The sequence below is a fragment of the Ruegeria sp. HKCCA6707 genome (genome assembly GCF_013033515.1).
Taxonomy (GTDB): Bacteria; Pseudomonadota; Alphaproteobacteria; order Rhodobacterales; family Rhodobacteraceae; genus Ruegeria.
The window spans coordinates 38,009-62,237 of record NZ_WQEG01000006.1 but is presented as its reverse complement, the minus strand read 5'-3'; the positions used below and the strand labels follow the sequence as shown (position 1 = coordinate 62,237).

The 24,229-nt window shown below is 59.7% G+C and carries 25 protein-coding genes; 12 read left to right on the top strand and 13 right to left on the bottom strand.

Translation table 11 applies throughout. The features are described from left to right. Positions 1–12 precede the first annotated feature (12 nt). The 3 genes from GOW40_RS15130 to GOW40_RS15120 are packed head-to-tail and all read left to right on the top strand — an operon-like array spanning position 13 to position 3,541. The gene (locus GOW40_RS15130; protein ID WP_171131668.1) at positions 13–1,041 is read left to right on the top strand and encodes an ABC transporter permease; all 1,029 of its coding nucleotides are present in this window, start codon (positions 13–15) and stop codon (positions 1,039–1,041) included. Beyond that, positions 1,038–2,192 (top strand): ABC transporter permease, encoded by a 1,155-nt coding sequence (locus GOW40_RS15125; RefSeq protein WP_171131669.1) that lies wholly within the window; start codon positions 1,038–1,040, stop codon positions 2,190–2,192. Before GOW40_RS15130 ends, GOW40_RS15125 begins: the two co-directional genes overlap by 4 nt. After that, positions 2,189–3,541, top strand: coding sequence for a CoA transferase (locus GOW40_RS15120; protein WP_171231078.1), 1,353 nt, complete (start codon positions 2,189–2,191; stop codon positions 3,539–3,541). Before GOW40_RS15125 ends, GOW40_RS15120 begins: the two co-directional genes overlap by 4 nt. 88 nt (positions 3,542–3,629) lie before the next feature. Here the strand turns inward: GOW40_RS15120 and GOW40_RS15115 are convergent, their stop codons facing one another. Beyond that, on the bottom strand, positions 3,630–6,005 hold the full coding sequence (locus tag GOW40_RS15115) for a mechanosensitive ion channel family protein (protein ID WP_171131671.1): 2,376 nt from the start codon (positions 6,003–6,005) through the stop codon (positions 3,630–3,632). A 374-nt stretch (positions 6,006–6,379) separates the two neighbouring features. Between GOW40_RS15115 and GOW40_RS15110 the strand changes: the two genes are divergently transcribed. From GOW40_RS15110 to GOW40_RS15080, 7 genes are read left to right on the top strand one after another with little or no spacing between them, the layout of a single operon-like run. After that, positions 6,380–7,594 carry a glycosyltransferase family protein gene (locus tag GOW40_RS15110; protein WP_171131672.1) on the top strand — a complete coding sequence of 405 codons (1,215 nt, stop codon included), beginning with the start codon at positions 6,380–6,382 and terminating at the stop codon, positions 7,592–7,594. After that, positions 7,591–8,838: a glycosyltransferase gene (locus GOW40_RS15105; protein WP_171131673.1), complete on the top strand. Its 1,248-nt coding sequence runs from the start codon at positions 7,591–7,593 to the stop codon at positions 8,836–8,838. Before GOW40_RS15110 ends, GOW40_RS15105 begins: the two co-directional genes overlap by 4 nt. Beyond that, on the top strand, positions 8,838–9,914 hold the full coding sequence (locus GOW40_RS15100) for a glycosyltransferase family 4 protein (RefSeq protein ID WP_171131674.1): 1,077 nt from the start codon (positions 8,838–8,840) through the stop codon (positions 9,912–9,914). The genes GOW40_RS15105 and GOW40_RS15100 overlap by 1 nt, the downstream gene beginning before the upstream one ends. After that, positions 9,911–10,495, top strand: a complete 585-nt coding sequence (locus GOW40_RS15095; protein WP_171131676.1) for a histidine phosphatase family protein — start codon at positions 9,911–9,913, stop codon at positions 10,493–10,495. Before GOW40_RS15100 ends, GOW40_RS15095 begins: the two co-directional genes overlap by 4 nt. Beyond that, the gene (locus tag GOW40_RS15090) at positions 10,492–11,634 is read left to right on the top strand and encodes a glycosyltransferase family protein (protein WP_171131679.1); all 1,143 of its coding nucleotides are present in this window, start codon (positions 10,492–10,494) and stop codon (positions 11,632–11,634) included. Before GOW40_RS15095 ends, GOW40_RS15090 begins: the two co-directional genes overlap by 4 nt. Next, positions 11,631–12,407 carry a polysaccharide deacetylase family protein gene (locus GOW40_RS15085; protein WP_171131681.1) on the top strand — a complete coding sequence of 259 codons (777 nt, stop codon included), beginning with the start codon at positions 11,631–11,633 and terminating at the stop codon, positions 12,405–12,407. The genes GOW40_RS15090 and GOW40_RS15085 overlap by 4 nt, the downstream gene beginning before the upstream one ends. Next, complete coding sequence (locus GOW40_RS15080) at positions 12,404–12,880, top strand: class I SAM-dependent methyltransferase (RefSeq protein WP_171131683.1); 477 nt, start codon at positions 12,404–12,406, stop codon at positions 12,878–12,880. Before GOW40_RS15085 ends, GOW40_RS15080 begins: the two co-directional genes overlap by 4 nt. Here the strand turns inward: GOW40_RS15080 and GOW40_RS15075 are convergent, their stop codons facing one another. Further along, on the bottom strand, positions 12,881–14,023 hold the full coding sequence (locus tag GOW40_RS15075) for an alpha-D-ribose 1-methylphosphonate 5-triphosphate diphosphatase (RefSeq protein WP_171131685.1): 1,143 nt from the start codon (positions 14,021–14,023) through the stop codon (positions 12,881–12,883). It lies immediately after the preceding gene. 53 nt (positions 14,024–14,076) lie between these two features. Here GOW40_RS15075 and GOW40_RS15070 point away from each other — a divergent pair, with 53 nt between their 5' ends. Continuing rightward, a complete protein-coding gene (locus GOW40_RS15070; protein WP_171131687.1) occupies positions 14,077–14,760 on the top strand; it encodes a DUF1045 domain-containing protein in 684 nt (227 codons plus the stop codon). Here the strand turns inward: GOW40_RS15070 and phnN are convergent. From phnN to phnG, 8 genes are read right to left on the bottom strand one after another with little or no spacing between them, the layout of a single operon-like run. Beyond that, positions 14,742–15,290, bottom strand: a complete 549-nt coding sequence (gene phnN / locus GOW40_RS15065) for a phosphonate metabolism protein/1,5-bisphosphokinase (PRPP-forming) PhnN (RefSeq protein WP_171131688.1) — start codon at positions 15,288–15,290, stop codon at positions 14,742–14,744. The two genes, GOW40_RS15070 and phnN, sit on opposite strands and share 19 nt — an antisense overlap. Beyond that, on the bottom strand, positions 15,287–15,970 hold the full coding sequence (gene phnL / locus GOW40_RS15060; protein ID WP_171131690.1) for a phosphonate C-P lyase system protein PhnL: 684 nt from the start codon (positions 15,968–15,970) through the stop codon (positions 15,287–15,289). Before phnL ends, phnN begins: the two co-directional genes overlap by 4 nt. 22 nt (positions 15,971–15,992) lie before the next feature. Beyond that, entirely contained in the window at positions 15,993–16,763 is a 771-nt protein-coding gene (gene phnK, locus GOW40_RS15055; RefSeq protein WP_171131692.1) for a phosphonate C-P lyase system protein PhnK, read from the bottom strand. Then, positions 16,760–17,620 (bottom strand): alpha-D-ribose 1-methylphosphonate 5-phosphate C-P-lyase PhnJ, encoded by an 861-nt coding sequence (locus GOW40_RS15050; RefSeq protein WP_171131695.1) that lies wholly within the window; start codon positions 17,618–17,620, stop codon positions 16,760–16,762. The genes phnK and GOW40_RS15050 overlap by 4 nt, the downstream gene beginning before the upstream one ends. Continuing rightward, a complete protein-coding gene (locus GOW40_RS15045) occupies positions 17,617–18,213 on the bottom strand; it encodes an HAD family phosphatase (protein ID WP_171131697.1) in 597 nt (198 codons plus the stop codon). Before GOW40_RS15045 ends, GOW40_RS15050 begins: the two co-directional genes overlap by 4 nt. Continuing rightward, positions 18,210–19,301: a carbon-phosphorus lyase complex subunit PhnI gene (locus tag GOW40_RS15040; RefSeq protein ID WP_171136567.1), complete on the bottom strand. Its 1,092-nt coding sequence runs from the start codon at positions 19,299–19,301 to the stop codon at positions 18,210–18,212. Before GOW40_RS15040 ends, GOW40_RS15045 begins: the two co-directional genes overlap by 4 nt. A gap of 3 nt (positions 19,302–19,304) precedes the next feature. After that, a complete protein-coding gene (phnH, locus tag GOW40_RS15035) occupies positions 19,305–19,880 on the bottom strand; it encodes a phosphonate C-P lyase system protein PhnH (RefSeq protein WP_171131701.1) in 576 nt (191 codons plus the stop codon). Next, on the bottom strand, positions 19,880–20,338 hold the full coding sequence (phnG, locus tag GOW40_RS15030) for a phosphonate C-P lyase system protein PhnG (RefSeq protein WP_171131704.1): 459 nt from the start codon (positions 20,336–20,338) through the stop codon (positions 19,880–19,882). Before phnG ends, phnH begins: the two co-directional genes overlap by 1 nt. A 103-nt stretch (positions 20,339–20,441) precedes the next feature. Between phnG and phnF the strand changes: the two genes are divergently transcribed. Then, positions 20,442–21,152, top strand: a complete 711-nt coding sequence (gene phnF / locus GOW40_RS15025; RefSeq protein WP_171131706.1) for a phosphonate metabolism transcriptional regulator PhnF — start codon at positions 20,442–20,444, stop codon at positions 21,150–21,152. A gap of 159 nt (positions 21,153–21,311) precedes the next feature. Here the strand turns inward: phnF and GOW40_RS15020 are convergent, their stop codons facing one another. The 3 genes from GOW40_RS15020 to phnE (GOW40_RS15010) are packed head-to-tail and all read right to left on the bottom strand — an operon-like array spanning position 21,312 to position 24,176. Continuing rightward, positions 21,312–21,929 (bottom strand): chloramphenicol acetyltransferase, encoded by a 618-nt coding sequence (locus GOW40_RS15020; protein WP_171131708.1) that lies wholly within the window; start codon positions 21,927–21,929, stop codon positions 21,312–21,314. Between the two features lie 19 nt (positions 21,930–21,948). Then, positions 21,949–23,298: a phosphonate ABC transporter, permease protein PhnE gene (gene phnE / locus GOW40_RS15015; RefSeq protein WP_171131710.1), complete on the bottom strand. Its 1,350-nt coding sequence runs from the start codon at positions 23,296–23,298 to the stop codon at positions 21,949–21,951. Further along, positions 23,295–24,176 (bottom strand): phosphonate ABC transporter, permease protein PhnE, encoded by an 882-nt coding sequence (phnE, locus tag GOW40_RS15010; protein ID WP_171131712.1) that lies wholly within the window; start codon positions 24,174–24,176, stop codon positions 23,295–23,297. Before phnE (GOW40_RS15010) ends, phnE (GOW40_RS15015) begins: the two co-directional genes overlap by 4 nt. Positions 24,177–24,229 lie beyond the last annotated feature (53 nt).

Below are 24,229 nucleotides of genomic sequence, written 5' to 3'. Positions count from 1 at the left end.
AGGAGCCACAAAATGGTCATGCTGCGCTATGCGGTGTATCGCTTTTTCACGATGCTGCTGACACTTCTGGTGGTGTCGGTGCTGATCTTCATCATCATCAACCTGCCCCCCGGCGATTACCTCAGCAACCAGATCACCGAGCTTCAGGCCTCGGGCCAGTCCGCAGGTGTGGCGAAAGCTGAATTTCTGCGTCAGGAGTACGCGCTGGACCGTCCCTTGTGGGAACAATACCTGATCTGGATGGGGTTCTGGTCCGGGCCAAACGGGTTTGACGGTCTGATCCAGGGCAATTACGGATGGTCCTTCGAATTTGACCGCCCGGTGGCTGAGATCGTGGGTGACTCGCTGTGGCTGACCGCGGTGGTCAATCTGGCTGCGATCCTGTTTGTTTACGCGGTGGCCCTTCCCTTAGGCGTGCTGGCAGCCGCCAAGTCGCGCACATGGATCGACTACACCTCGGCCTTTGTCGGTTATCTGGGCCTGGCCACGCCGAACTTCTTGCTGGCGTTGATCCTGTTTTACTATGGCCATCAATATTTCAACCTGCCAATCGGTGGCCTCATGGACCCGATCTTCGAAGGCCAGCCGATGAGCTGGGATAAGATGAAATCCATCCTGCTGCACCTGATCGTGCCCACCTTTGTGATCGGCACCTCGGGCGCGTCGGCGATGATGCAACGCCTTCGGGCCAACATGCTGGACGAGCTGGGTAAACCTTACGTGGAAACCGCTGTGGCCAAAGGCATGGCGCCGTCGCGCATGCTGACGAAATACCCCCTGCGCATCGCCTTTAACCCTTTTGTGGCCGACATCGGCAACCTGTTGCCATCGATGGTCTCCGGCTCGGTTCTGGTCTCGGTTGTGCTGGGGCTTCAAACCATCGGCCCGACACTGCTGACCGCGCTCAAGACGCAAGATCAGTTCCTGTCGGCTTTCATCCTGATGTTTGTCGCGTTGCTGACCCTGATCGGCACCATGATTTCTGACATTCTGCTGGTCATGCTCGACCCGCGCATTCGCTATGAGGGGCGTGAAGCATGACCAAACGCTCCGACGGTCGCTATGTCGACGATGCGCCTTTTGATCCCGATGCCGCGCTGCAACAGGTCGAGCGCGCGGATCTGGATGCGCCCAATTGGGTCCTGGTCTGGCGCAAGTTCAAAACCCACAAACTGGGTTTGATTTCGGGTGTTTTCCTGCTGCTGTGCTATCTGATGCTGCCCTTTGCCGGGTTCATCGCACCTTATGGACCAAACGAACGCAATGGCGAGCATCTTTATGCACCGCCTCAATCGATCCACTGGTTCCATGATGGAGAATTCATCGGCCCGCATGTCTATCCGATTGTTGCCGAAGCAGATCTTGAGACCTTTCAATGGACATTCACGCCCGATCTTGAGGACCCGCGCAAGATCAAGTTTTTCTGCGAAGGCACCGAATACAAACTGGCGGGTTTGATCGCCTCAGACACACATCTGTTCTGCCCGCCCGAAGGCGCGACACTGTTCCTGTGGGGCTCTGACAGGCTGGGACGCGACGTGTTCAGCCGTATCCTGTACGGGGCACAGCTTTCATTGACAGTGGGCTTGATCGGCATTTCGGTCTCGTTCTTCCTCGGCATCCTCTTCGGCTCGATTGCCGGGTATTTTGGGGGCAGGATTGACTGGGTGATCAACCGAGTGATCGAAATCCTGCGGTCCTTGCCCGAACTGCCCCTCTGGCTGGCCCTGTCTGCTGCTGTCCCTTCAAATTGGAGCCCAGTGGCGGTGTTCTTCATCATCTCGATCATTCTGGGCATCCTCGATTGGCCCGGTCTGGCGCGATCCGTCCGCGCTAAATTCCTGTCTTTGCGCGAAGAAGAATACGTACGCGCTGCCGAGATGATGGGGGCCAGTTCCGGCCGTGTGATCCGCAAGCACCTGTTGCCAAACTTCATGTCGCACCTCATTGCCTCGGCCACGCTATCGATCCCTGCCATGATCCTCGGCGAGACCGCACTCAGCTTCCTTGGGCTGGGACTGCGCGCACCGGCAGTCAGCTGGGGTGTGATGCTGAACGACGCCCAGAACCTCGCCTCGATCGAGATCTATCCCTGGACGGCGATCCCGATGCTTCCGATCATTGTGATTGTTCTGGCCTTCAACTTCCTGGGCGACGGGCTGCGCGACAGTCTGGACCCCTATCAGCAATGACACTGCTGTCCTCCCTACCCGCGCCTGACGCCTATACTGTCACCGGTGAGGGATGTTTGCCCAGCGCCTTTGCAGTGTCCGAACTGGCGACAGCCAGCTTTGCCGCCGTAGGGCAAGAGCTTGCCCGGTTGACCACAGCGCTAAATCTTACGGCGCAGACGCCGGAGGTCTCCGTAGACCATCGGCTTGCTTCTTTGTGGTTTGGTTTTTCATTCAAACCCGAGGGATGGGAAATGCCCAGCCTGTGGGATGCGATTGCCGGGGATTACAGAACCGCCGATGGTTGGATTCGGCTGCATACCAATCTGGATCACCACCGCGCTGCCGCGTTGAAAGTCCTTGAGGTCGCGCCGGAACGTGATCGTGTGGCCGAGGCGCTCAAAACCTGGAACGCCAGCGCGTTGGAGGCTGCCATCGTTGCTCAGGGTGGAGCGGCTGCCGCTATGCGCAGCCGGTCAGACTGGCAAGACCATCCGCAGGGCCGAGCCGTGGCGCGCGAGCCGCTGATCGGATGGAACAGCCCACGCAAGGTCCATCTGCGCGACCGCCCTCAGGCCACACAGTCGCGTCCGCTTGCCGGGTTGCGCGTGTTGGACATGACCCGCATTCTGGCCGGTCCGGTCTCGACCCGTACGCTTGCGGCGTTCGGAGCCGACGTTCTACGGATCGACCCCCCGGGTTGGGACGAGCCCGGAGTGATCCCGGACATTTCTCTGGGCAAAACCTGCGCCTATCTGGATCTCAAAACCGAAGCAGGCATGCAAAAGCTGCACGATTTGCTGCGCGAGGCGGATGTGTTCGTGCATGGGTATCGCCCCGGAGCGCTGGACGCTTTGGGCCTGACCAAGGCCAAACGTGATGAGTTGGCGCCCGACCGGATCGAAGTCACGCTGGATGCCTATGGGTGGCAAGGGCCCTGGGCCGGGCGTCGTGGCTTTGACAGCCTTGTGCAGATGAGTGCCGGCATCGCGGATGCCGGGCGCGTTTGGGCCAATGCCGACAAACCCACTCCCCTGCCGGTTCAGGCGCTGGACCATGCCACAGGCTATCTCTTGGCCGCCGCTGTGCTATCCGCTCTGTCTGCGGCGGCCTCGGATCAGTCGGTCATGGACGCCCAGCTGTCTCTGGCGCGCACGGCAGAATTGTTGGCCACCTTGTCCAAAGGGGCGGAAGGTCCGAAAATTTCGGCCACTGCGTCAGACTACGCACCTGAAACCGAGGCCTCGGGCTGGGGTCCCGGGCACAGGCTGGCTTCGGCCTTGACAGGTGGCACCGCAAAGATGGTCTGGGACCTGCCAGCCCCAAAGCTCGGCACCGCGCCCGCCAACTGGCCCATGTTGGTCGCGTAACCCGCCCGCCGCGCGGTACGCGCGGCCCGGCCCAACGCTTTGGACGGCATCTCGTCAGAGATGCCGGCCAAAGGGGCGGGAGCACCCGTTACCGGTCATCCCCGCCGGGGCCGATATCGTCCAGATAATCTTCATCAATGGCCGCCTGCACAGCGCCCGTCACCGCCTCGCGCTGTTTTGGGGTCAGATCCTCTGCCTCTTTGTCATCCGCCAACCGCACGGTAACCTCACGGTGGGCAAAGCGAATGCCTTCACGGGCAAATAACTCGCGGATTTCCTGATAGACCTTCTTGCGCACCAGCCACTGATCCCCCGGTTTGGTCATGAACTTCACCCGAATGATCATCGCCGAATCCTGCATCTCGATCACACCCTGTGATTTCAGCGGTTGGATAAAGTTTTCGCCGATCACCGGATCGCTCAACAACTCCTGCCCCAGCTTCTTGATCAGCTTGCGCACTTTCTCGACATCGGTGTCATACGTCACCCGCAAGGGCAGCTTCATGATCACCCAGTCGCGGGAATAGTTGGTCAGCACCTTGATCTCACCAAAGGGAATGGTGTTCAGCGCCCCCAGGTGGTGCCGCAGTTGGAAAGACCGGACCGAGATCTTTTCGACCGTCCCTTTCACATCGCCTATGTCGATATATTCGCCTTTGCGGAACGCATCATCCATCAGGAAAAACGCACCCGAAAAGATATCGCGCACCAGCGTTTGCGAGCCAAAGCCAACCGCCAGACCCACGACACCGGCACCCGCAAAAAGCGGGCTGACATTGATGCCCAACTCCATCAGAGCAATCAGCGCAATGGTGACAACCACCACCGCCAGGATCGCGCCCCGGAACAGCGGCAGCAACGTGGCCAGACGGCTCTGTCCACCTTCGCCACCCTCATCGCCCAATTCGGTCTCGGCGGCATTATCTTCGGCCTCTTCGGCGATCTTGCTGTCGATCCAGATCCGGAAGAAATGAAAGAGAATATAGCCGATGAACAGGATCACCATCACATCCAGCGCCCGCTCAATGGGCAGATCCTCGCTCCAACTTGCCTGCGGGTACCAGATGACCACCAGTGCGTAGAGACCAACGACAAAGGCCAAAATGCCTGCGACGCGACGCGCCAGGTCTTCGTAGGTCACAATCGCATGGCGTCGCATTTCCGCCTGAGGCGTCGTTTGTGCGTTGTCCTCAGGGTCAGCCTGAACCTGAACGTCAGACGCGCTCAGTTCGGCCATTTTTCGATTGCGGTCGAAATAGCGCTCCAACAGGTAGTTCATTGCCCCATAGGCCACGACAACCGACATGAAGATGGCATAGCTGCTGGCCACAATCGGCAGCGAGTCTTCGACTTCCAGCACCAGATCCACCGCCAGTTTGAACCAGCTGAAGATCATGTAAAGCATCAATACAGGTGCCCAGGCATATGAGATGAAACGTAAAATCCAAGATACTTGAGCCGCCGCGCGGCCACCGCGGATCGCGTTCGAAATGGCTCTGGCGTTGAACAGGATCATCAGCACGTTACCGACCATTCCGATCAAGGTCAGTCCGCCATAAACCAGTGCATAGATGTTGTAGTTCAACCCGAAATCCGCGACCCAAGTCGAGAACATCACTGCCGAGATATCATAGGTCGCCAGGGCGGATGCCCAAATATACAATCGCTTTGCGTCGCGGTCAGAGAATGGGGGCAAACGGTACTGGCTGAGATAAGGCGAAAGAACCATGCGCCACAGGTCAGAGACCGTTCGTGATAAAAAGAAAGCCGTGAATATGGCGGTCACTGTGAACTGGATCGAAATGTCTTCTGCTTCACCAAAAAACAAAAAGCCTACGATCAATGCCATCACCATGGCAAAGATTGTACCGCCAACACCCATCACGAACCGGAACACCAGGAAGGGCATCTTCTCACGATAACCTAGCGGGTTTTCTTTTATTTTTCCGACAACCCACCGGCGCGCGATCCGCTTCCCGTAGATTTCAATAGACAGCCAGCGCCCGACCAAGAGGAACAGAATGTTCCAGCCCAGAACCTCGACATAGGTTAGAATGCGGCCATCCGGGCTGGTCTGTCGCAAAACGTATTCGACCTCAAATTTCGAATAGGGCAACGCCTCCAATCGAGAGTTGAGCGAATCCCGGAATGTCGAAAAGCGCTTCTGCGCCCGCATAAGCTGAGACCCCTCCTCTATCGGATTGGTCTCGGACTCGCTGGCTGCAGCGGTCGCTGTGCCTGACGTGCTGACGATCTGTCCCGCGCTGTCGATGACGATGACGCTGGCCCCTGCCTCGGTTGCGGATCGGATTGCGCCTGCAAGATCGCTTTCAGGTTCCTCAGTTTCGGACACGCCTGTCGAATAGCCCGGTATCAGCGGAACCTGAGCATTTGCACCGGACAAAGCCGCAAAACAGGCCAGCCAAAGGGTCAAGAAAAGCCCTGAAAAAACGTCTTTGCTCATTGTCCGATATCACCCAGTTCGCCGATAGCGGCCAGACTACATAAGCCACGGCATCTGTTCAAATCTGCCCGGTCTGCGCGGCCTGAACCTGTTGCCTTGGCGCGCCAATGCTGATCGACCGGATAAAGTGTTTTCAAACCAAAGGAAATTGAATATGACCGCGCAGGAAAGGGTCGGCTTGCGGTGCTTTGGCCTGGCTGGCTGGTCCGCAACTCGGGCCATAATGGTTCGATGCGCGTCAACACTGTGATCATTCAGCAAACAAACACTCTTTTGCGGATCGAAAATGGCCTTTTGGCAAGCGGCGCCAAACCATATAGGGTAGCAGGTGCAAACGCGCGGACTTTGCATGTTGAAGTGAAGCAGGCGAAAACATGAGCCTAAAGAAGAAATACGAAAACCCCTGCCGCGCACCGCGCATACTGTTCTACAGCCACGATACGTTCGGTCTGGGCCATCTGCGCAGGTCTCGTGCCTTGGCGGCTTCGATCACCAAGGCCAACCCAAAATCATCGGCATTGATCCTGACCGGGTCACCCGTTGCCGGACGCTTTACCTTTCCACGGCGCGTGGACCATGTTCGCTTACCCGGCGTAACCAAGCGTTCGGACGGATCTTACGCGGCCCAAACCATGGGGATGAGCATTGACGAGGTCACAGAGCTTCGCGCCAGCCTGATCAAGACTTCGGTCAAACAGTTCGAACCGGACGTGCTGATCGTCGACAAAGAGCCCACCGGATTTCGAGGCGAACTGATACAAACTCTGGAATACCTTGAAGGATCCTGTGATACCAAGCTGGTTCTGGGGCTGCGCGATGTTCTGGACGAACCGGACGTTCTGGCTGCCGAATGGGCCCGGAAAGAGGCGGTAGCAGCCACCGAGCGGTTCTATCACGAAATCTGGGTCTATGGATTGCGTTCGGTTTATGACCCGACGATCGGCCTGCCGTTGTCCCCCGCCACGCAAAACCGGATCCACTGGACGGGGTATCTGCGCCGTGATCTGGGCCCGGTCGGAGAGCCCCCTGAACAGCCCTATATTCTGATCACGCCCGGCGGTGGTGGCGACGGCAAGGCAATGGTCAACCTTGTGCTTTCGGCCTATGAGCAAGACCCCGATCTGTCGCCGCGCGCTGTGCTGGTCTATGGTCCATTCCTGTCAGGCGAATTGCGCGAAGAGTTCGAAACCCGCGTCGCAGCTCTGAACGGGCGGGTGACCGCAGTTGGCTTCGAATCCGAGATCGAAACGCTTTTCGCAGGTGCCTCGGGGGTGGTCTGCATGGGGGGATACAACACATTCTGCGAAGTTCTATCCTTCGACAAACCCGCCGTAATCGTGCCCAGAACTACACCGCGGCTGGAACAGTGGATCCGGGCGTCGCGCGCAGAAGAGTTGGGGCTGGTGCGGATGCTGGACGAAACTCGTGACGGGCTGACGCCTGACGCGATGATCCGCGCGATCCGAAACCTGCCCAATCAGCCTGTCCCGTCTCAGGCCATCGGCGCCGGGTTGCTGGAAGGGTTGGACTATGTCTCGCGGCGTGTGGGCGCATTACTGGGCCAGGAAAAAGAGCGCGCCGCAGGATGACATCACCAAGCCCTAAGCTGGCGGTGCTGGTCAAAGGCTGGCCGCGCCTGTCCGAGACGTTCATCGCGCAAGAGCTGGTGGCGCTGCAAGAGGCCGGTCACCACTTCGATATCTGGTCACTGCGCCACCCGACGGATACCAAACGTCATCCTTTGCATGACCGGTTTCAGGGCAAGGTGCATTACCTGCCGGAATATCTACATGATGAACCTGAACGCCTGATCCACGCGCGCGCCTACGCGCGCCGCTTGCCGGGCTATGCGCGCGCCTATGACATCTGGCGCAAAGACCTGCGCCGCGATCTGTCACACAACCGCATCCGCCGCTTTGGCCAGGCCTGTGTTCTGGCCGCTGAGTTGCCTGACGACACGAGGGCATTGTATGCGCATTTCATGCACACGCCCTCTTCGGTCGCGCGCTATGCTGCCATTATGCGCGATATCCCCTGGAGCTTTTCTGCCCACGCCAAGGATATCTGGACCTCGCCTGATTGGGAAAAGCGCGAAAAGCTGCACTCCATTACCTATGGCGCGACCTTCGGCGCGACCTGCACCGCAATTGGGGCCCAACATCTGCGCGCATTGGCGGATGATCCGGCACGCATTGATCTGATCTATCACGGGCTTGATCTGTCCCGCTTTCCAGACGCCCCTCGGAAAGCCATACGCCGATCCACTGACCCGTTTCACATGCTGTCCGTTGGTCGATTGGTTGAGAAAAAGGGGTTCGACCGTTTGCTTGAGGCTTTCGCTTTGTTGCCCGAGGACCTGAACTGGCGCTGGACACATATTGGTGGTGGTACGCTGGCCGATGCGTTGCAACAGCAAGCAGATGTTTTGGGGCTCTCAGAGAGGATCACCTGGAAAGGCGCCTGTGATCAGCCAGAAGTAATTGCTGATATGCGCCAGTCGGATCTGTTTGTGCTGCCCAGCAGGATTGCAGCGGACGGCGACCGCGACGGGCTGCCCAATGTGCTGATGGAGGCAGCCTCGCAACTGCTGCCGATCCTGTCGACCCCGGTTTCGGCCATCCCCGAATTCATCGAAAACGGCACCCATGGCATGTTGTCGGAGGACCAGCCCGAGGCTCTGGCCAAGGCCATTACCGACCTGGCTGCGACACCGGAAAAGACCACCGCCATGGCCCAGGCTGCGCACGACCGTTTGCTCTCCGAGTTTCGCATGGGCCCGGGCATCGCGCGTTTGTCAGCGCGGCTGCATGCGCTTTGTTGCGGTGGCGTATAATGGCACGCGTGGCGTTCTATGCTCCGATGAAGCCACCCCACAGCGCAAAGCCGTCGGGTGACCGGGAAATGGCGCGCAACCTCATGTCGGCCATCGGGGCGTATGGGGATAAAGTTGATCTTGTCTCGGATCTGCGGGTTTTCGACAAATCCGGAGATGCCGGTCTGCAGTATGATTTGTTTGGAAAGGCCGAGCTTGAGGTGGACAGGCTGATCCACGATTTGAACCCGGAAACCGATCTCTGGGTCACCTATCACAACTATTACAAAGCCCCTGACCTGCTGGGTCCAAAGGTATGCGCGGCGCGCGGTATTCCTTATGTGCAGATGGAAAGCACAAGGGCGCAGTCGCGACTGAACGGGGGTTGGGATCGTTTTGCCCGCGCCGCCCACTACGCCTGCGACGCAGCGGATGTGATTTTTTATCACACGGCCAATGATCTGATTGCGTTGTCTCGGGACAAGCGGGAGGCACAGGTCCTGGCCGAACTTCCACCTTTTATACCCAGCCAACACTTGCCCCGGGCCTCTGACCTTACCGGGCCGATGCTGAGTGTCGGCATGATGCGCCACGGGGACAAACTGGCCTCATACCGCATCCTTGCGGATGCGTTACGCCATCTGCGCGGCGACTGGTCGCTTGAGATTGCAGGCGATGGCGCCGCGCGCGCCGAGGTCGAGCGGTTGATGGCACCCCATGGCGCAAGGGTCCGGTTCCTAGGCCAGTTGGAGCGCGATGCGCTGCAAAACGCTTATGGGTCTGCGTCACTATTTGTGTGGCCGGGCGTGAACGAAGCCTATGGTATGGTCTATCTGGAAGCGCAGGCCGCAGGTTTGCCCGTCGTCGCACAGGATCGACCCGGAGTGCGTGACGTACTGGCCCCAGCCAATTATCCACGGCCTGAGGACGGGCCCGAAGGTCTGGCGCACCGAATGCAGGCCCTGTTGGACGCGCCCGACTTGCGCCGTAGCGAAGGTGCGCGGGTGCGCAACTATGTCGAAACCCGCCATCTGATGCCCGCCGCATCGCAAGCGATCTGGTCGGTTCTGCGCCCGATGCTTGAGGCACGCGCATGACGCGGCTGGCCCTGATACGCCACGGGCACACTGCCTGGAATCGGGCCGGTCGTATTCAGGGCCGAAGCGACATCCCGCTGGACGAGGACGCACGGGCGGAACTGTCTGGCTATGCTCTGCCACCTCCTTGGGACAGCGCGCAGCTTTGGTCCAGCCCATTGGCACGGGCAGTCGAGACGGCAAAGCTGATCTCGGGACGGGATCCTCGGCAGTATGACGCGCTGACCGAGATGAATTGGGGCGATTGGGAGGGCCAGCGCGGCGCGGACCTGATCGCCGATCCCGAAAGCGGCTATCGCCATATTGAAGAATGGGGCTGGGATTATCGCCCGGAGAACGGGGAAAGCCCCGCCGAGCTCTGGGCGCGACTTCAGCCCTGGCTGAGCGGACTTGAGGAGGATGCCGTGGCAGTATGCCATATCGGGATCATGCGGGTCATTCTGGCCAAGGCCTGGGGTTGGAACTTTGACCGCCCTGCCCCGTTCAAAATCAAACGCAACAGGCTGTTCATCGTCGATCTGGCCACTATGGAACCTGAGTCCGAGCCGGTTCGCCTGCTACCAAAAGAGACCACGTCATGAAGGTGATGATCGTGGTGACTCATTTGCTTGGCACCGGACATCTGAGCCGTGCCTTGACCTTGGGTCGTTCCTTTTCTGAAGCAGGACACGAGGTTTTTGTGATTTCAGGCGGGATGCCGGCGCCTCAGTTCGATACCAACGGGTTGAGCATACTCAACCTGCCACCGTTGCAATCGGACGGTGTGAATTTCACGCGTCTACTGGATCAAAGCGGCAGTGAGGTTGACAAGACCTATTTGACCGCACGCCAAACTGCTCTTGTTCAGGCCTTGCACAGCTTTGCCCCCGATCTGCTGATCACCGAGCTTTATCCTTTTGGTCGCCGCGTTCTTGCGGATGAGTTTTTGGCGCTGTTGTCTACCGCGGAAGGGTTGACGCGACGCCCGGTCGTCCTGAGTTCGATCCGGGATATATTGGCCCCGCCTTCAAAACCTGCGAAGGTTGAACAGGCAAATACAGTACTCACCCGGTTCTATGACGGTGTGTTGGTGCATTCGGATCCTGAGGTCATCCCTTTGCAAAGCAGCTGGCCAGTGTCACCGGAATTGGCACGCAAGCTGCACTATACCGGCTTTGTTGCCCCGGCCCCTGCTGGGCTGCACCCCGACCGGGTCGGCGCAGGCGAAATCGTAGTCAGCGCAGGCGGCGGCGCGGTGGGGCGGCCGACCTTCCACGCAGCCATCGAGGCTGCCCGGAAGATGACCAACAGGCGCTGGCGCCTGTTGGTCGGTGGCGCGGACGGCGCGGAACGGCGCGCCGAACTGTCGGGTTTGGCAGAGGGTGCGCCTGTTGTCGTCGAGCCTCTGCGCCCGGATTTCCGACACATGCTGAACCACGCAGCCGCTTCGGTCAGCATGTGCGGCTATAACACTGCGATGGATCTGCTCCAAAGCGGTTGTCCGGCTGTTGTTGTTCCCTTTGATGCAGGCAACGAGGTTGAACAAAGCTTGCGCGCGCAGAACCTTTCCCGACTTGACGCCTTCGAGGTCATTCCCAGCGCCCAGCTGAACGGTGACACGCTGGCCGCAGCTTTGGACCGGGTGATCACGCAAGGTTCAAGACCCGTCACCGCGCAGGGGTTTGACGGGGCCCGGCGCACGGTCGAGATTGCCACCACCCTGGTGGAGGCACGACGATGAAACCCGACTGGACCCCTTTGCGCGCGGAACTGGCGCTGTGGCGGCAAGCTGGGCTGACATTGCCGCTTTGGTGGCGCGATGATGATGCTGTCACCGTCACCCCGCAACTGGAACAGCTTACCGAGTTGTCGAACACGCTTGGCCTGCCGGTTCATCTGGCGGTTATCCCCCAGACGGCCCAAACTGACTTGGCGGATTTTCTGAGAGTTAATCCTCAGCTGACCCCCGTAGTCCATGGGTGGGCGCATACCAATCACGCACCAGCCGACGAGAAAAAGGCCGAGTTTCGCCTGCATCGCCCACTTGAGACACTTAGCACCGAGGCCGAGGCCGGGTTGAACCGGTTGCAGGACCTGTTTGGTGAGAGCCTCGTGCCGATGTTTGTGCCACCCTGGAACCGAATTACCGGTGAGGTGATCGCCGAACTACCCAAGCTGGGTTACCGGTTTCTGTCCACTGCGACTCCGCGCAAAAGTGCCTATCCGGCCGACGGGCTTGCCCAGGTCAACACCCATCTGGACCCGATTGACTGGCGTGGCACGCGCAGCCTGAAGGATCCCGATGCGTTGATTGAGCAAACCGTTGGCCTGCTTAAAGACCGCCGCGAGGGGCACAGTGACAACGACGAACCCTTTGGTGTCCTGACCCATCATCTGGTCCATGACCCCGATATCTGGGCCTTCACCCGTGACCTGATTGCGCAGCTTCTGGAGGGGCCCTGCCATCTCTGGACCGCACATGACACATCCGAAATTCAAGGAGACCCCGCATGAGCCGACTCGATTCCATGCTGCGCCGACTGACCGCCCAGCGTGATGGTCTGAACTGGGCTGCTGAACAGATCCGTGACCTGGACGGAGATGTTCTGGACATGGGGCTGGGCAATGGCCGCACCTATCATCACCTGCGCGAGATCCTGCCCGAGCGGCGTATCTGGGTGATGGACCGGGTGTTGCAATGTCACCCCGACAGCACCCCACCCGCCGAGGATTTCCTGCAAGGTGAAGCAGAACCGGTGCTGCAAAAGCTGGCCGAGACCGGCCAAAGCTTTGTCATGGCCCATTACGATTTTGGTCGCGGCATCAAATCGGAAGATGTGGCCGAAGCAGCCCGGCTGAGCCCTATGATCGCGGCGATCATGAAACCCGGCGGATTGTTGATTTCGGGTCAGCCGCTGGTGGGGTTCGAACAGATCAAAGGCCCGGACACAATCGCGCCGGACCGCTATCTGTTCTATCGCACCTGATCAGGCGACGCGCTGGCCGCGTGCCCAAACCGCGCTGAGCGCTGGCACATCCGACCGCAGACGGAAGCGCAACAGATCGGCGCGTGCTCCGGCCTGCAAAGCTCCGCGATCCTCGAGACCCACAGCTTGCGCAGGCGTTTGGGTTACGGTTCGGATCCCGCGCGGCATGTCGCCCCAAAGCTGTCCGAGCATAACAGCCGAGAGCAGCAGCGCAGAGGGCACGTAGTCGGAGGACATGATATCCAGATGATCCAACTCGGCCAATTCGCGGGCCGAGACATTGCCCGAATGTGACCCGCCGCGGATCACATTTGGGGCGCCCATCATCACCTTGATCCCATGGGTATGGCAGGCCTTAGCGGCCTCGACCGTGGTGGGAAATTCGGCCAGACGAATGCCGTGGCCTGCCGACACGCGCACCTGATCTTCAGTCGTGTCATCATGGCTCGCCAGAACAGCGCCAAAGCGCCGAGCGGCTTTGACGGTTTCGACCTCATGCGCATCACCATGCCGGTCGCGCAAGGTTCTCAACTGGGCAACATGCTGCATGAAGGTGTCGTCATCCATCGCATATTTGCCCTTCATATAGGCCTCGAGCTTGGTCAAATCCCGAAATTGCCGCTGCCCCGGCGTATGATCCATGATGGAGACAAGCCCGACCCGGTCGTCCTGGTCGAACTCTTCCAACTCTTCGATCAGTGTTTCCGAACAAACCTCGGCTCGAAGATGAAGGAAATGGCTGATCTTCAGCGCATCCTGCTTGCGCAATTGCCAAAGCTCTTGCGACAGACCGCGCGCGTATTTCAGGTATTTTCTCGCGCCAGAGGGAATGGAACCTACGCGCATTGCATCAAACACGGTGGTGATACCGGTGCTGGCCAGTTCAGCGTCATGAGCAATGATGGCCGAAGCATGAGGCCAATCGACGCCCGGGCGCGGTTGAATATGACGCTCCAGATTGTCCGTGTGCAGCTCAACCAGACCGGGGCATAGGAAATCGCCCTCGCAATCCACCGCACCGGACGGCACCGCAGCGCCTGTGTCCACTTCTGCAATGGTCTCGCCCGAAATACGAAGGCTGCCGGTCACCATCTCATCGGGCAGGATGAGCGTTGCATTGGCAAGGATCAATTCTTCTGTCATCTGAACTTCATATGGTTTGAGCTATAGGAACGGCCAAGCAGTAGGAGGCCAATGTGACATTCACGCGATACGCGCTTTATTACGCTCCGCCAGCAGGGGCAGAGTGGACGGCTTTCGCAATCCGTTGGCTGGGTTGGGACATGGAAACCGGGGCCGAAACGCCGCATCCCGTAGTCCCGGATGTGGATGTACGCTCGGTGACGGACACACCGCGCAAATACGGGCTGCACGGGACGATGAAGCCCCCGTTTCGCCTGGCTGAGGGACAGAGTTTCGAGGCTCTGCAAGCCGCCTGCGCGCAATTTGCCGCGCGCCAAAAGACGGTGGTGCTGGACGGGTTGGAAATTGCGCGTCTGGGTCGGTTTCTGGCTCTGCGCCCTTTGGGCGACACCCAAGCGCTGAACAATCTGGCGGCGGCCTGCGTACAGGATCTGGACGCGTTTCGCGCCCCAGCTGCCGAGGCCGAACTGGCCCGCCGCCGTGCTGCGGGCCTGTCCCCGGCGCAAGAGAGCAACCTGCTCCAATGGGGTTATCCTTACGTGCTGGACCAGTTCCGATTTCACATCACGCTGACCGGCAGGCTGGACAAATCCACTCTGACAGGCGTTGAAACGGCGCTGGGGCAGCAGCTTGTACCTTTGCTGCCCACGCCATTCACGATCCAGGATCTGGCGCTGATGGGTGAGGCTGAAGATGGACGATTTCACCTGATCCAACGCTATGCCCTTTCAGCCTGAAGCCGCATCCGGATCGTGGCCAGAGTGTCTTGCAACGGGCCGGAATTGTCGATCTCGATCACCCGGTTCAGCCCCTCGGGCAGCGGTAGTTTCGCACGTCCCAAACGCCTGGTCTGTTCCACCACCGTCTCGCGCCCGCGGGCGGACAGGCGTTGGGCCAGAACCTCGGGTTTCGCGGTCAGATAGATCACGATCAGGTCGGTGAACACCTCTTGCGCCTGCAACAGAACCGAACGAGACAGGTTCACCAGCACCGCTTCCGCCCTGCGACGGTTGTCATCGATCGTAGCGGGGACGCCATAGCGCAGCCCGTGGGCGGACCAATGCAAGGCAAAGGCACCGTCATCGACCATGCGCTGAAACTGCGCGTCCGAAACCCGATCAAAATCTTCACCGTCTTCGCCTTCGGGGCGGGTGATCACCCGGCGCAGGCGGTGGATCCCGGGAGATTGGGCAACCATCCCGTCCATCACCGTATCTTTGCCCACACCCGAGGGGCCTACCACCGCTATGACAGGCGCCAGTGTCACGCCGCCTGACCCGGAGTGAAGCCCGAAACGTCGATCTCACGATCACAGACCTGATTGCGTGCGCCCGTATCGTGGAAAATGCCAATGATCGCCGCACCGCGCGCCTTGGCCTCTTCGATCAGCGCCAATACCGTCTCGCGGTTTTGCACATCCAGCGAGGCGGTCGGTTCATCCAGCAACAGCGCCGGGTAATCATACGCAAAGCCGCGCGCGATATTGACCCGTTGCTGTTCACCGCCAGAAAAGGTCGTAGGGCTGAGCCCCCAAAGACGTTCGGGGATGTTCAGCCGCCGCAACAAGGCGCCCGCTTTGTCCAGCGATGCGGCCCTGTCCCGGCCCAAGGCCAGCAAAGGCTCTGCCACCACATCCAAGGTCGGCACCCGGGGCACCACGCGCAGGAACTGGCTGACATATCCCAAGGTCTCGCGCCGCAAAGCCAGGATTTGGCGGGGCTCGGCCTGCGCCACATCCAACCCGCCGACCAGAACCCGGCCCGAAGCCGCCAGATAGTTGCCATAGATCACCCGCATCAGCGTGGATTTACCAGCCCCCGACGCGCCGGTCAGGGCAACGCATTCACCGGGCGCAACTTTCAGTGCCGCGCCCTCCATCACCGGAAGCACCGCACCCCCCTGATTGTGCAGGGTAAAGCTCTTGCTGACATCGCTCAGTTCAATCATGGCTTCATCTTTTTTCAAATACTCAAACCTGCAACACGCTGGACACAAGCAGTTGCGTATAGGCATGCTGCGGATCGTCCAGCACCTGATCGGTCAACCCGCCCTCGACCACATGTCCGTCTTTCATCACCATCAAACGGTCTGCCAGCAGGCGCACCACAGCCAGGTCATGGGTGACGATGATGGCGCTCAGCCCCATTTCGCGGACCAGCCCGCGCAGCAGGTCCAGCAGCCGCGCCTGAACCGAAACATCCAGCCCGCCCGTGGGTTCATCCATGAACACCAGCCGAGGACCAGTGACCAGATTGCGGGCAATCTGCAAGCGCTGCTGCATCCCACCGGAAAAAGCGGTCGGGCGGTCATCGACGCGGCTTTCATCAATTTCGACCCGGCCCAGCCAGTCAATGGCCCGATCGCGGATCTGGCCATAATGGCGGTCACCCACGGCCATCAGACGTTCCCCGATATTGCCGCCTGCGCTGACCGACATGCGCAACCCGTCGCGCGCATGCTGATGCACAAAGGCCCAATCGGTGCGCCCCAGCATGCGGCGTTCAGGTTCGGACATGGTGACCGTATCCGCCGGACCGTCGACCCGCGTGTCAAAGATCACCTGCCCCGCATCTGGGGGCAGATGACCGGCCAGACAGTTCAACAGGGTGGACTTGCCCGACCCGCTTTCACCCACGATGCCCATCACCTCGCCGGGGTAAAGGTCAAAGCTCACATCGGCGCAACCGATGCGCATGCCGTAATGCTTCTTGATCCCTTTGACTTGCAACAACGGTGTCATGCTGCGTCCTCCGCACCCATCGGCCCAATATGCCCTGCTTCACGACGCGACCGGCAGTAATCAGTGTCAGAGCAGACAAACATCCGATTGCCCGCGTCATCCATGATCACCTCGTCCAGATAACTGTCTTCGGCCCCACACAGATCGCAGCAATGGTCCGCCTTTGTGGCTTCGAACGGGTAGTCTTCGAAATCGAGGCTGACCACTTTGGTATGCGGCGGCACTGCATAGATCCGCTGTTCGCGCCCGGCCCCAAACAGCTGGATCGCGTCCATCTCAAGCTTTGGGTTGTCAAACTTGGGGATCGGAGACGGGTCCATCACATAGCGCCCCGATACGCGGACCGGATAGGCATATGAGGTCGAAATCGCCCCATGCTGGCTGATGTCTTCGTAAAGCTTCACATGCATCAGCCCGTATTCTTCCAGACTGTGCATCTTGCGCGTTTCCGTCTCGCGCGGCTCTAAGAACCGCAGCGGTTCGGGGATCGGCACCTGATAGACAAGGATCTGATCCTCGGTCAGCTTGGCCTCAGGGATGCGGTGGCGGGTCTGGATGATCGTCGCCTGCGAGGTGTCCTCGGTGGTTTCCACCCCGGCGGTGTTTTCAAAGAACTTGCGGATCGAGACCGCATTGGTGGTGTCATCCGCACCCTGATCGATCACCTTCAACCGATCCTCGGGTGTGAGCGTCGCGGCTGAAACCTGCACCCCGCCCGTGCCCCAGCCATAGGGCATCGGCATCTCGCGGCTGGCAAAGGGCACCTGATAGCCCGGCACCGCCAGCCCTTTCAGAATGGCGCGGCGGATCATCCGTTTGGTTTGTTCATCCAGATAGGCGAAATTATACGCGCTCATAAGAACCCCCGTTCTGCCAAAGCAACTTCCAAAGCCTGCGGAGAGGTAAAGTGGATGCCATCCATGCCAACGGCCTGTGCGCCTTTGACATTGTGCAGCCCGTCATCGATGAACACGCAGTATTCAGGCGCGATATCTGCCCGCTCGCAGAGCAGGTGGAATATGCGCGCGTCAGGTTTCATGATGCCCTCTTGTCCGGACACGACGAGTGTTTCGAACACTTCGCCCAAACGCGGTTGCACCTTCAGCCCCTCCGGCCAAGTCTCAGCCGACCAATTGGTGATCGCGTGCACAGGTGTGCCCTGCGCCTTCAGCCGGTCCAGAATGGCCCAGGTGCCGTGGATCGGCTCCTCGACCGTGCGGGAATACAGCGGTACATAATCTGCAAACAGGCGTTGGTCTTCAGGGTCTTCAAGTTCTAGCGCCATGTCCGCAAACAGGGCCCCATTGTCTCCGCGCGCGTTCTTTTCCAAGAAACCTGTACGTTCGATAAACGCATGCGCCGCCTCTTCCGAGCCCAGCGCCTCGACCCAGGCCAAATGCGGTTTCCAATCGACCAGAACGCCACCAATATCGAATACAATAGCCTTCATTCTGCGGCCTCCTTGGGTGCCATACGCGCTTCGGCCTCGCGGCGCAGTTTGCGAACCAGTTCCAACTCGGACAAGAAATCCACGTAATGCGGCAGTTTGATATGTTCGAGAAAGCCCGTGGCCTGAATGTTGTCGGCATGGCTCAGCACAAATTCCTCATCCTGCGCCGGAGCCCCCAGATTATCCTCGCCTAACTCCTCCCAACGCAGGGCCCGATCCACCAGCGCCATGGCGATGGATTTGCGCTCGGACTGACCAAATACCAGGCCGTAACCGCGCGTAAATTGTGGCGGTTCGGTCTTTGATCCCTGAAACTGGTTCACGGTCTCACATTCGGTCAGCTCAACCTCACCGATATCAATGGCAAAGCCCAGTTCGGGGATGTCCATTTCCACCGAAACCTTGCCAATGCGTAGCTCGCCCACAAAAGCGTGGTTGCGCGCATAACCGCGCTGGGTCGAGTAGGCCATGCCCAGAACAAAGCCTTCATCACCCCGGGTCAGCGATTGCAGGCGCAGCGGACGGTTCGAAGGGAAGGCCATCGGCTCGCGCGTCAGATCACCCGGGGTGTCGTCGCTGAACACCTCATCCTGGATGATGTCTTCGCCTTTGAGGAACTCGGTGATATGCGGCGTGTCTTCCTGTCGAGGCGCTGCGACCGGCGCATGGGGCGCGTCGCCGTCAGCGGCCAGTTTGAAATCCAAAAGACGGTGCGTATAGTCGAAGGTCGGCCCCAGAACCTGCCCGCCCGGTGCGTCTTTGAACGTTGCCGAAATCCGGCGGTCACACCGCATGGTGCCGGTATCGACCGGATTGGAATAGCCAAAGCGCGGCAAGGTGGTGCGATAGGCCCGGATCAGGAAGATCGCCTCGATCAGGTCCCCGCGTGCCTGTTTGATCGCCAGCGCCGCCAGATCAGGATCGTACAAAGAGCCCTCGGCCATGACCCGGTTCACCGCCAGGCTGAGTTGTTCGCGGATCTGTGCGATGCTCAACTCATCCACATCTGTATCGCCGCGCCGCTCTTCGGCCAGCCAGGCATGGGCGTTGTCGATGGCCTTTTCACCGCCCTTAACTGCAACATACATCGCCTATACCTCCGCCTTGATCTGGGTACTGCGCGGCAGGGCTGCGACTTTGTCCCCGGCAGTGAAGAAGAAATCGCATCCCAGCGGGTAGAGCATCGCATTGCCCTGCAGTGCACCGATATCCGGCAAGGACATATGCGCCGTGGACCGGATACCGGGGCCGCCGAGCACCGCGCCGCGCGGTTCCAACTGATCGCATTCGACGATCAGGGTCGCAGACCGGTCCGGGTATTCCGGTGTTCCAATGCGGTAGGCATTCAGTGGCATAAGATCCTCCCACCGGCCAATGGCGAAATCGGCATCGGCTGCACGCACGAACGGCGCGCCGGTGTGAAAGGTCAGCCATTGACGCACCGCCGGGTTGTCAGTGTCGCCCGCCAGATAGATCCCTGTGTCCGGGTCACAAAGGGTCAACAGCAGAGTACCCGCTGCTACAGACAAAGGTGCTGGCGGCTCGGCACCCGCGATTTCTCGTATATCACCCGGACGCGCCATAGCGGTCATCGCCGCACGAAAGGCATTGGCCGCGTCGCGTGGGGCATCGTTGAACCCGCCTGCAAATTGGTGATGGTCCTGCATCAATCCTCTCCCCGTGCCATGGTGAAGAACTCGACCTTCGTGGCGGCCGCCTTGGCTGCGCGGGCAGTGCGAGCCGTTTGCTCCCGGCGCTTGAGCGGATCAATGATGGTTGCCCGGATCACCTCGGCCGCTGGGGTCTGCATCATCGCATCAATCACAGCCGCGACCTCGGCCTTGGCCTTGGAACGGCCCTGAACATAACCATGACCAACCGCCCCATCCTGCAAGACAACCGAACACCGAGTGACCGTAACTTCGCCCAGATTAAACGGCGCACCCGTGGCACCCGTCCGCCCGCGCACCATGACACCGCCGATCTCGGGCTTGCGCAACCAGTCAAAGGCAGGACGCTCGGCGACCGCATCCCAGAGTTCCATGATGGCCGGCTCGGGCGCACGTGCCATAAGGCCCATCCATTCCTGCCGTGCGGCTGTGTCAGAATGCTGTTGATCCGTCATCGCGGCCTCTTGTCTTGGTTGTCTACAACAACTATACAACTAGACAAATAATACCCCCGCTCGGAACCCATCGCAATCCCGCTTCCTGTGAAACTTTGATGACATGAGCAAGACACCGATCTGGAAATCCATCGCGCTGAGCCTGACTGCGGATATCGCCGAAGGCAGATACCGTGCCGGTGATCGCCTGCCGACCGAGGCGCAACTTTCGGCGACCCACGGAGTGAACCGCCACACCGTGCGGCGGGCACTGTCGGATCTGGCCGAACGCGGGCTGGTTCATGCCAGACGCGGCGCGGGCGTGTTTGTATCGGCCCATGCCACAGATTACCCCATCGGCAAACGCGTGCGCTATCATCAGAGCATTTCGGCCAGCGGCAAAATCCCCGGGAAACGTGTGTTGGCTTTGAACACTCGAGCGGCAGATGAGGCCGAAGCCGCGGCGCTTGGCCTCAATCCCGGCGATCCGGTTCATGTCTATGACGGACTGTCACTGGCCAATGGCCAACCCATCGGGCTGTTTCAAAGCGTTTTCCCGGCAGAGCGTTTTCCCGACCTTTTGGTTAGCTTGTCGCAGAACGCATCCGTCACCCACGCGCTACAATCCTGTGGGGTCGCAGACTACACGCGTATCTCAACCCGCCTGACCGCCCGTGCCGCAAGCGCAACCCAGGCGCTGCATCTGCAAGTGACCGAAGGCGCGCCGGTCTTGCATTCCTTAGGGATCAACGCTGATCCAGATGGCCGCCCTGTTGAATATGGCAAGACCTTTTTCGTTGGTGAGCGCCTGACACTGACCTTGAACGAGACCTGACCCGCAAAGGCTCCCGCCCGTCTTCGACCTCCTGTCGGAGGCCTCATCCCGTTGGGGGCAGCGCCGCGCGCAGCGCGGCGCCGGGCCCAAAGCCGCCAAGCGGGATCGGCGCAGCCGATGCACCTGCGGGTGCGGCAGCTTTTCGGGTCGCGCAAATGCTCAACCGGAATACTTCTCAAGAAAGGCTTCCGCAGACAGCGCCCGGAAATCCGGTAAGGCCGCGCGCAGTTTACCATTGTCCCAGTCCCACCAGGCAAGCGCCATCATCCGTTCCGCAACCGGCTCCGAAAACCTGCGCCGGATCGGCTGTGCCGTCACGCCCGCCACAATCGTATAAGGCGCCACGTCCTTGGTTACGATTGCTCCGGACGCCACGACTGCGCCATGTCCGATTGTCACCTCTGGCTTGATGATGGCCCCATGTCCGATCCAGGTATCATGCCCGACAAAAGCCGTCCGACTGGCGCGATGGGCAAACCAATCTGCGTCATGCTCGACATCGTCCCAATAATCTGCCGACCGGTAGTGGAAGTGATGCAGCGAGGCTTTCTCCATCGGGTGATCCGTCGCGCCGATGCGGGTGAAACTGGCGATGTTCGAGAATTTGCCGATCTGCGCATTGGCGATATCGCAGGTACGGTCACAATAGGAGTAATCTCCGAAGGTGGTGTTTGCGACCCGCGAACCAGCACCGATTTCCACATATTCGCCGAACTGGCTGTCGGTGATCTGGCAATCGGGGTGGATGAAGGGCTTGTCGCGATGCAATCGGGGCATGGCTTTGTTGTCTTTCTTGTCAGACTTTCGCGCCGCGGGGTTTTCGCGGCTTGCCGGTCTCGCCCCGGATCAGACGCCTGCGCAACCAGCCCGAGAACCAATCCATCAGCATGACCATGAGAATTATCAGGACGATGTAATAGGCGACCTCTTCCCAGTCTTTCTGGGTGATAATGGCCTGGGTCAGCAACAGCCCAATCCCCCCGCCGGTAATCGCGCCAATCACGGTCGCGCTGCGGGTGTTTGATTCCAGGAAATACAAAAGCTGGCTCAGCAGGATCGGGGTGATCTGCGGGATTACGCCAAATCGATAGCGCTGCGGCGCGTTGGCGCCGGTGGATTGCACACCCTCAATCTGTTTTTCGTCTACATTCTCAAGCGCTTCCGAGAAGATCTTGCCAAACGTGCCTGTGTCCGTGACCAAGATCGCCAGCGCGCCGGTCAAGGGACCCGGCCCAAAGGCGCGGGCCAGAACCACGGTCCAGATCAAAGCGTCGACACCGCGCACGAAATCGAACACCCGACGCGTTGCAAAGCGCAGGGACCGTAGCGGGTTGAAGTTCCGGGTTGCCAAAAAGGCCAGCGGAAGTGCGATCATGCCAGCGCCCAATGTGCCCAGAAACGCCATCAGGATGGTTTCGAAAATGGCCCAGGCCACATCCTGATGCCGCCACATCTTGTTGGTCCAGAAATCGTTGAAAATTGCTCCGGCCTCACCCGAAACGGCCCGCGATGCGAGCTCTGAGAATGCCTTGCCATAATACGGGCTGTCGAGCGTGAACCAGAACAGCTCCCACCCGGTGAAATAGCGAAACACTTCGGAGCGGTTGCGCGTGACGGTCAGACGCCCCGCATCGGTCTTCACCGCCAGACGGTTTTTCGAGACGTTGATCCAATCTGGCACCTCACCGGCGGGTAATTCGGCCTGCACGCCTGCCGACCGGCTGGGGGTTGCACGCACAGTGCCATAACCGGGGATGTCATATTCCACGGTCTCGGGGCCAAATCGCACCACGTGACCGTCTTCCAGATCGATCACCGTGGTGTCGCCCAGCGCCACCCAATCAGGCGCACTGCCATCGGGATAAGCTCCCTTGCGCTCACCTTCGATGGCCACCGAGATCTCGCCATTGCGATTGTCCCGCTCCACATGGGTTTTGTAGCTATAGCTGTCAGACACCAGCGTTTTGCCGTTTTCCCAATTGGCACGCTCTGTCAGGCCCGGGACGTCAAAGGCGAAGAAAACATAGATAAGGTAGACCAGCACCAGCCCCGGCAATCCGAAATTCACCATCCGTTTGCGGTTGAACAGACGCTCGGCATCGGCCTTGAGCGCTTGTGTTGGCAGATCCGTCGACAGGCTGCTCATGCTGTGGCTCCTTTTTCGGCACCATGGGTCAAGCGATCCCGCAGGGCACCCGATAGCTGATCCACGATCACGATAGTGACAAAGAGCAGCAGGAAGATTGCTGCAGCCTCATCATAGCGCCCCTGCCCCCAGGACATTGCGTTGCGCAGCTCGTATCCCAGCCCGCCCGCGCCGACAAAACCCAGGATGGCCGAGGCGCGGATGTTGATTTCGAACCGCAAGAGCGCATAGCTCACATAGTTCGGCCCCACCTGCGGGATCACGCCCAGATACATGCGCTGCGACCAGTTCGCTCCGACCGATTGCAAGCCTTCCACCGGTTTGAGCGAGGCGTTTTCGTTCACTTCCGAGAACAACTTGCCCAGCGCACCAGCGGTATGGATGGCAATGGCAATCATCGCCGGAACCGGGCCACCGCCCAGAATAAAGATCAGCACCAGCGCGATCACGATCTCGGGGATCGCACGAAACACGTCCGAGATGCGGCGGAACAAAGGGATCAGTCTGGGCCACAGCGCCATACCACGCGTGGACATCAGCGCCAGAAAGGTTCCCGCCAATGTGCCGATCAGGGTCGAGGCCGCCGCGATGTTGATGGTCTCGATCAGGGCCGGAAAGAAGGTCACCAGATTGGCTGGCAGTTCCGCGATCTTCTCCCAAGCTTCCGACAGAACCTCGGCCGGGTAATCCAGAATACGGTGCCAACCATCGACAAAACTGCCTGCGTTGCGGCTGTCAGCGGTGCGGAACCCCGCCACCATCAGCGCCACAAACAGGATCAGAAGGATACCACCATAGACCCGCTTGCGCCGTGTCATTGCCGTATATTCGTCGCGTATCTGATCGACGCTTTCGGCCGTTGCGGTCAGGTCTGCCATGGAGTGCTCCTGCGAGAAAAACGGGGCCTGGTGCACCACCAGACCCCGAGTAC

What these genes read in the sequence shown, in the direction of transcription:
- GOW40_RS15125 (WP_171131669.1), top strand. Translation starts at nt 1,038, where the DNA reads ATGACCAAACGCTCCGACGGTCGCTATGTCGACGATGCGCCTTTTGAT.
- phnG (WP_171131704.1), bottom strand. Translation starts at nt 20,338, where the DNA reads ATGACGGATCAACAGCATTCTGACACAGCCGCACGGCAGGAATGGATG.
- GOW40_RS15095 (WP_171131676.1), top strand. Translation starts at nt 9,911, where the DNA reads ATGACGCGGCTGGCCCTGATACGCCACGGGCACACTGCCTGGAATCGG.
- phnF (WP_171131706.1), top strand. Translation starts at nt 20,442, where the DNA reads ATGAGCAAGACACCGATCTGGAAATCCATCGCGCTGAGCCTGACTGCG.
- GOW40_RS15050 (WP_171131695.1), bottom strand. Translation starts at nt 17,620, where the DNA reads ATGAGCGCGTATAATTTCGCCTATCTGGATGAACAAACCAAACGGATG.
- GOW40_RS15130 (WP_171131668.1), top strand. Translation starts at nt 13, where the DNA reads ATGGTCATGCTGCGCTATGCGGTGTATCGCTTTTTCACGATGCTGCTG.
- GOW40_RS15115 (WP_171131671.1), bottom strand. Translation starts at nt 6,005, where the DNA reads ATGAGCAAAGACGTTTTTTCAGGGCTTTTCTTGACCCTTTGGCTGGCC.
- phnK (WP_171131692.1), bottom strand. Translation starts at nt 16,763, where the DNA reads ATGACACCGTTGTTGCAAGTCAAAGGGATCAAGAAGCATTACGGCATG.
- GOW40_RS15040 (WP_171136567.1), bottom strand. Translation starts at nt 19,301, where the DNA reads ATGTATGTTGCAGTTAAGGGCGGTGAAAAGGCCATCGACAACGCCCAT.
- GOW40_RS15110 (WP_171131672.1), top strand. Translation starts at nt 6,380, where the DNA reads ATGAGCCTAAAGAAGAAATACGAAAACCCCTGCCGCGCACCGCGCATA.
- GOW40_RS15045 (WP_171131697.1), bottom strand. Translation starts at nt 18,213, where the DNA reads ATGAAGGCTATTGTATTCGATATTGGTGGCGTTCTGGTCGATTGGAAA.
- GOW40_RS15100 (WP_171131674.1), top strand. Translation starts at nt 8,838, where the DNA reads ATGGCACGCGTGGCGTTCTATGCTCCGATGAAGCCACCCCACAGCGCA.
- phnL (WP_171131690.1), bottom strand. Translation starts at nt 15,970, where the DNA reads ATGATTGAACTGAGCGATGTCAGCAAGAGCTTTACCCTGCACAATCAG.
- GOW40_RS15105 (WP_171131673.1), top strand. Translation starts at nt 7,591, where the DNA reads ATGACATCACCAAGCCCTAAGCTGGCGGTGCTGGTCAAAGGCTGGCCG.
- phnE (WP_171131710.1), bottom strand. Translation starts at nt 23,298, where the DNA reads ATGAGCAGCCTGTCGACGGATCTGCCAACACAAGCGCTCAAGGCCGAT.
- GOW40_RS15020 (WP_171131708.1), bottom strand. Translation starts at nt 21,929, where the DNA reads ATGCCCCGATTGCATCGCGACAAGCCCTTCATCCACCCCGATTGCCAG.
- GOW40_RS15080 (WP_171131683.1), top strand. Translation starts at nt 12,404, where the DNA reads ATGAGCCGACTCGATTCCATGCTGCGCCGACTGACCGCCCAGCGTGAT.
- phnH (WP_171131701.1), bottom strand. Translation starts at nt 19,880, where the DNA reads ATGCAGGACCATCACCAATTTGCAGGCGGGTTCAACGATGCCCCACGC.
- GOW40_RS15085 (WP_171131681.1), top strand. Translation starts at nt 11,631, where the DNA reads ATGAAACCCGACTGGACCCCTTTGCGCGCGGAACTGGCGCTGTGGCGG.
- phnE (WP_171131712.1), bottom strand. Translation starts at nt 24,176, where the DNA reads ATGGCAGACCTGACCGCAACGGCCGAAAGCGTCGATCAGATACGCGAC.
- GOW40_RS15120 (WP_171231078.1), top strand. Translation starts at nt 2,189, where the DNA reads ATGACACTGCTGTCCTCCCTACCCGCGCCTGACGCCTATACTGTCACC.
- GOW40_RS15075 (WP_171131685.1), bottom strand. Translation starts at nt 14,023, where the DNA reads ATGACAGAAGAATTGATCCTTGCCAATGCAACGCTCATCCTGCCCGAT.
- GOW40_RS15090 (WP_171131679.1), top strand. Translation starts at nt 10,492, where the DNA reads ATGAAGGTGATGATCGTGGTGACTCATTTGCTTGGCACCGGACATCTG.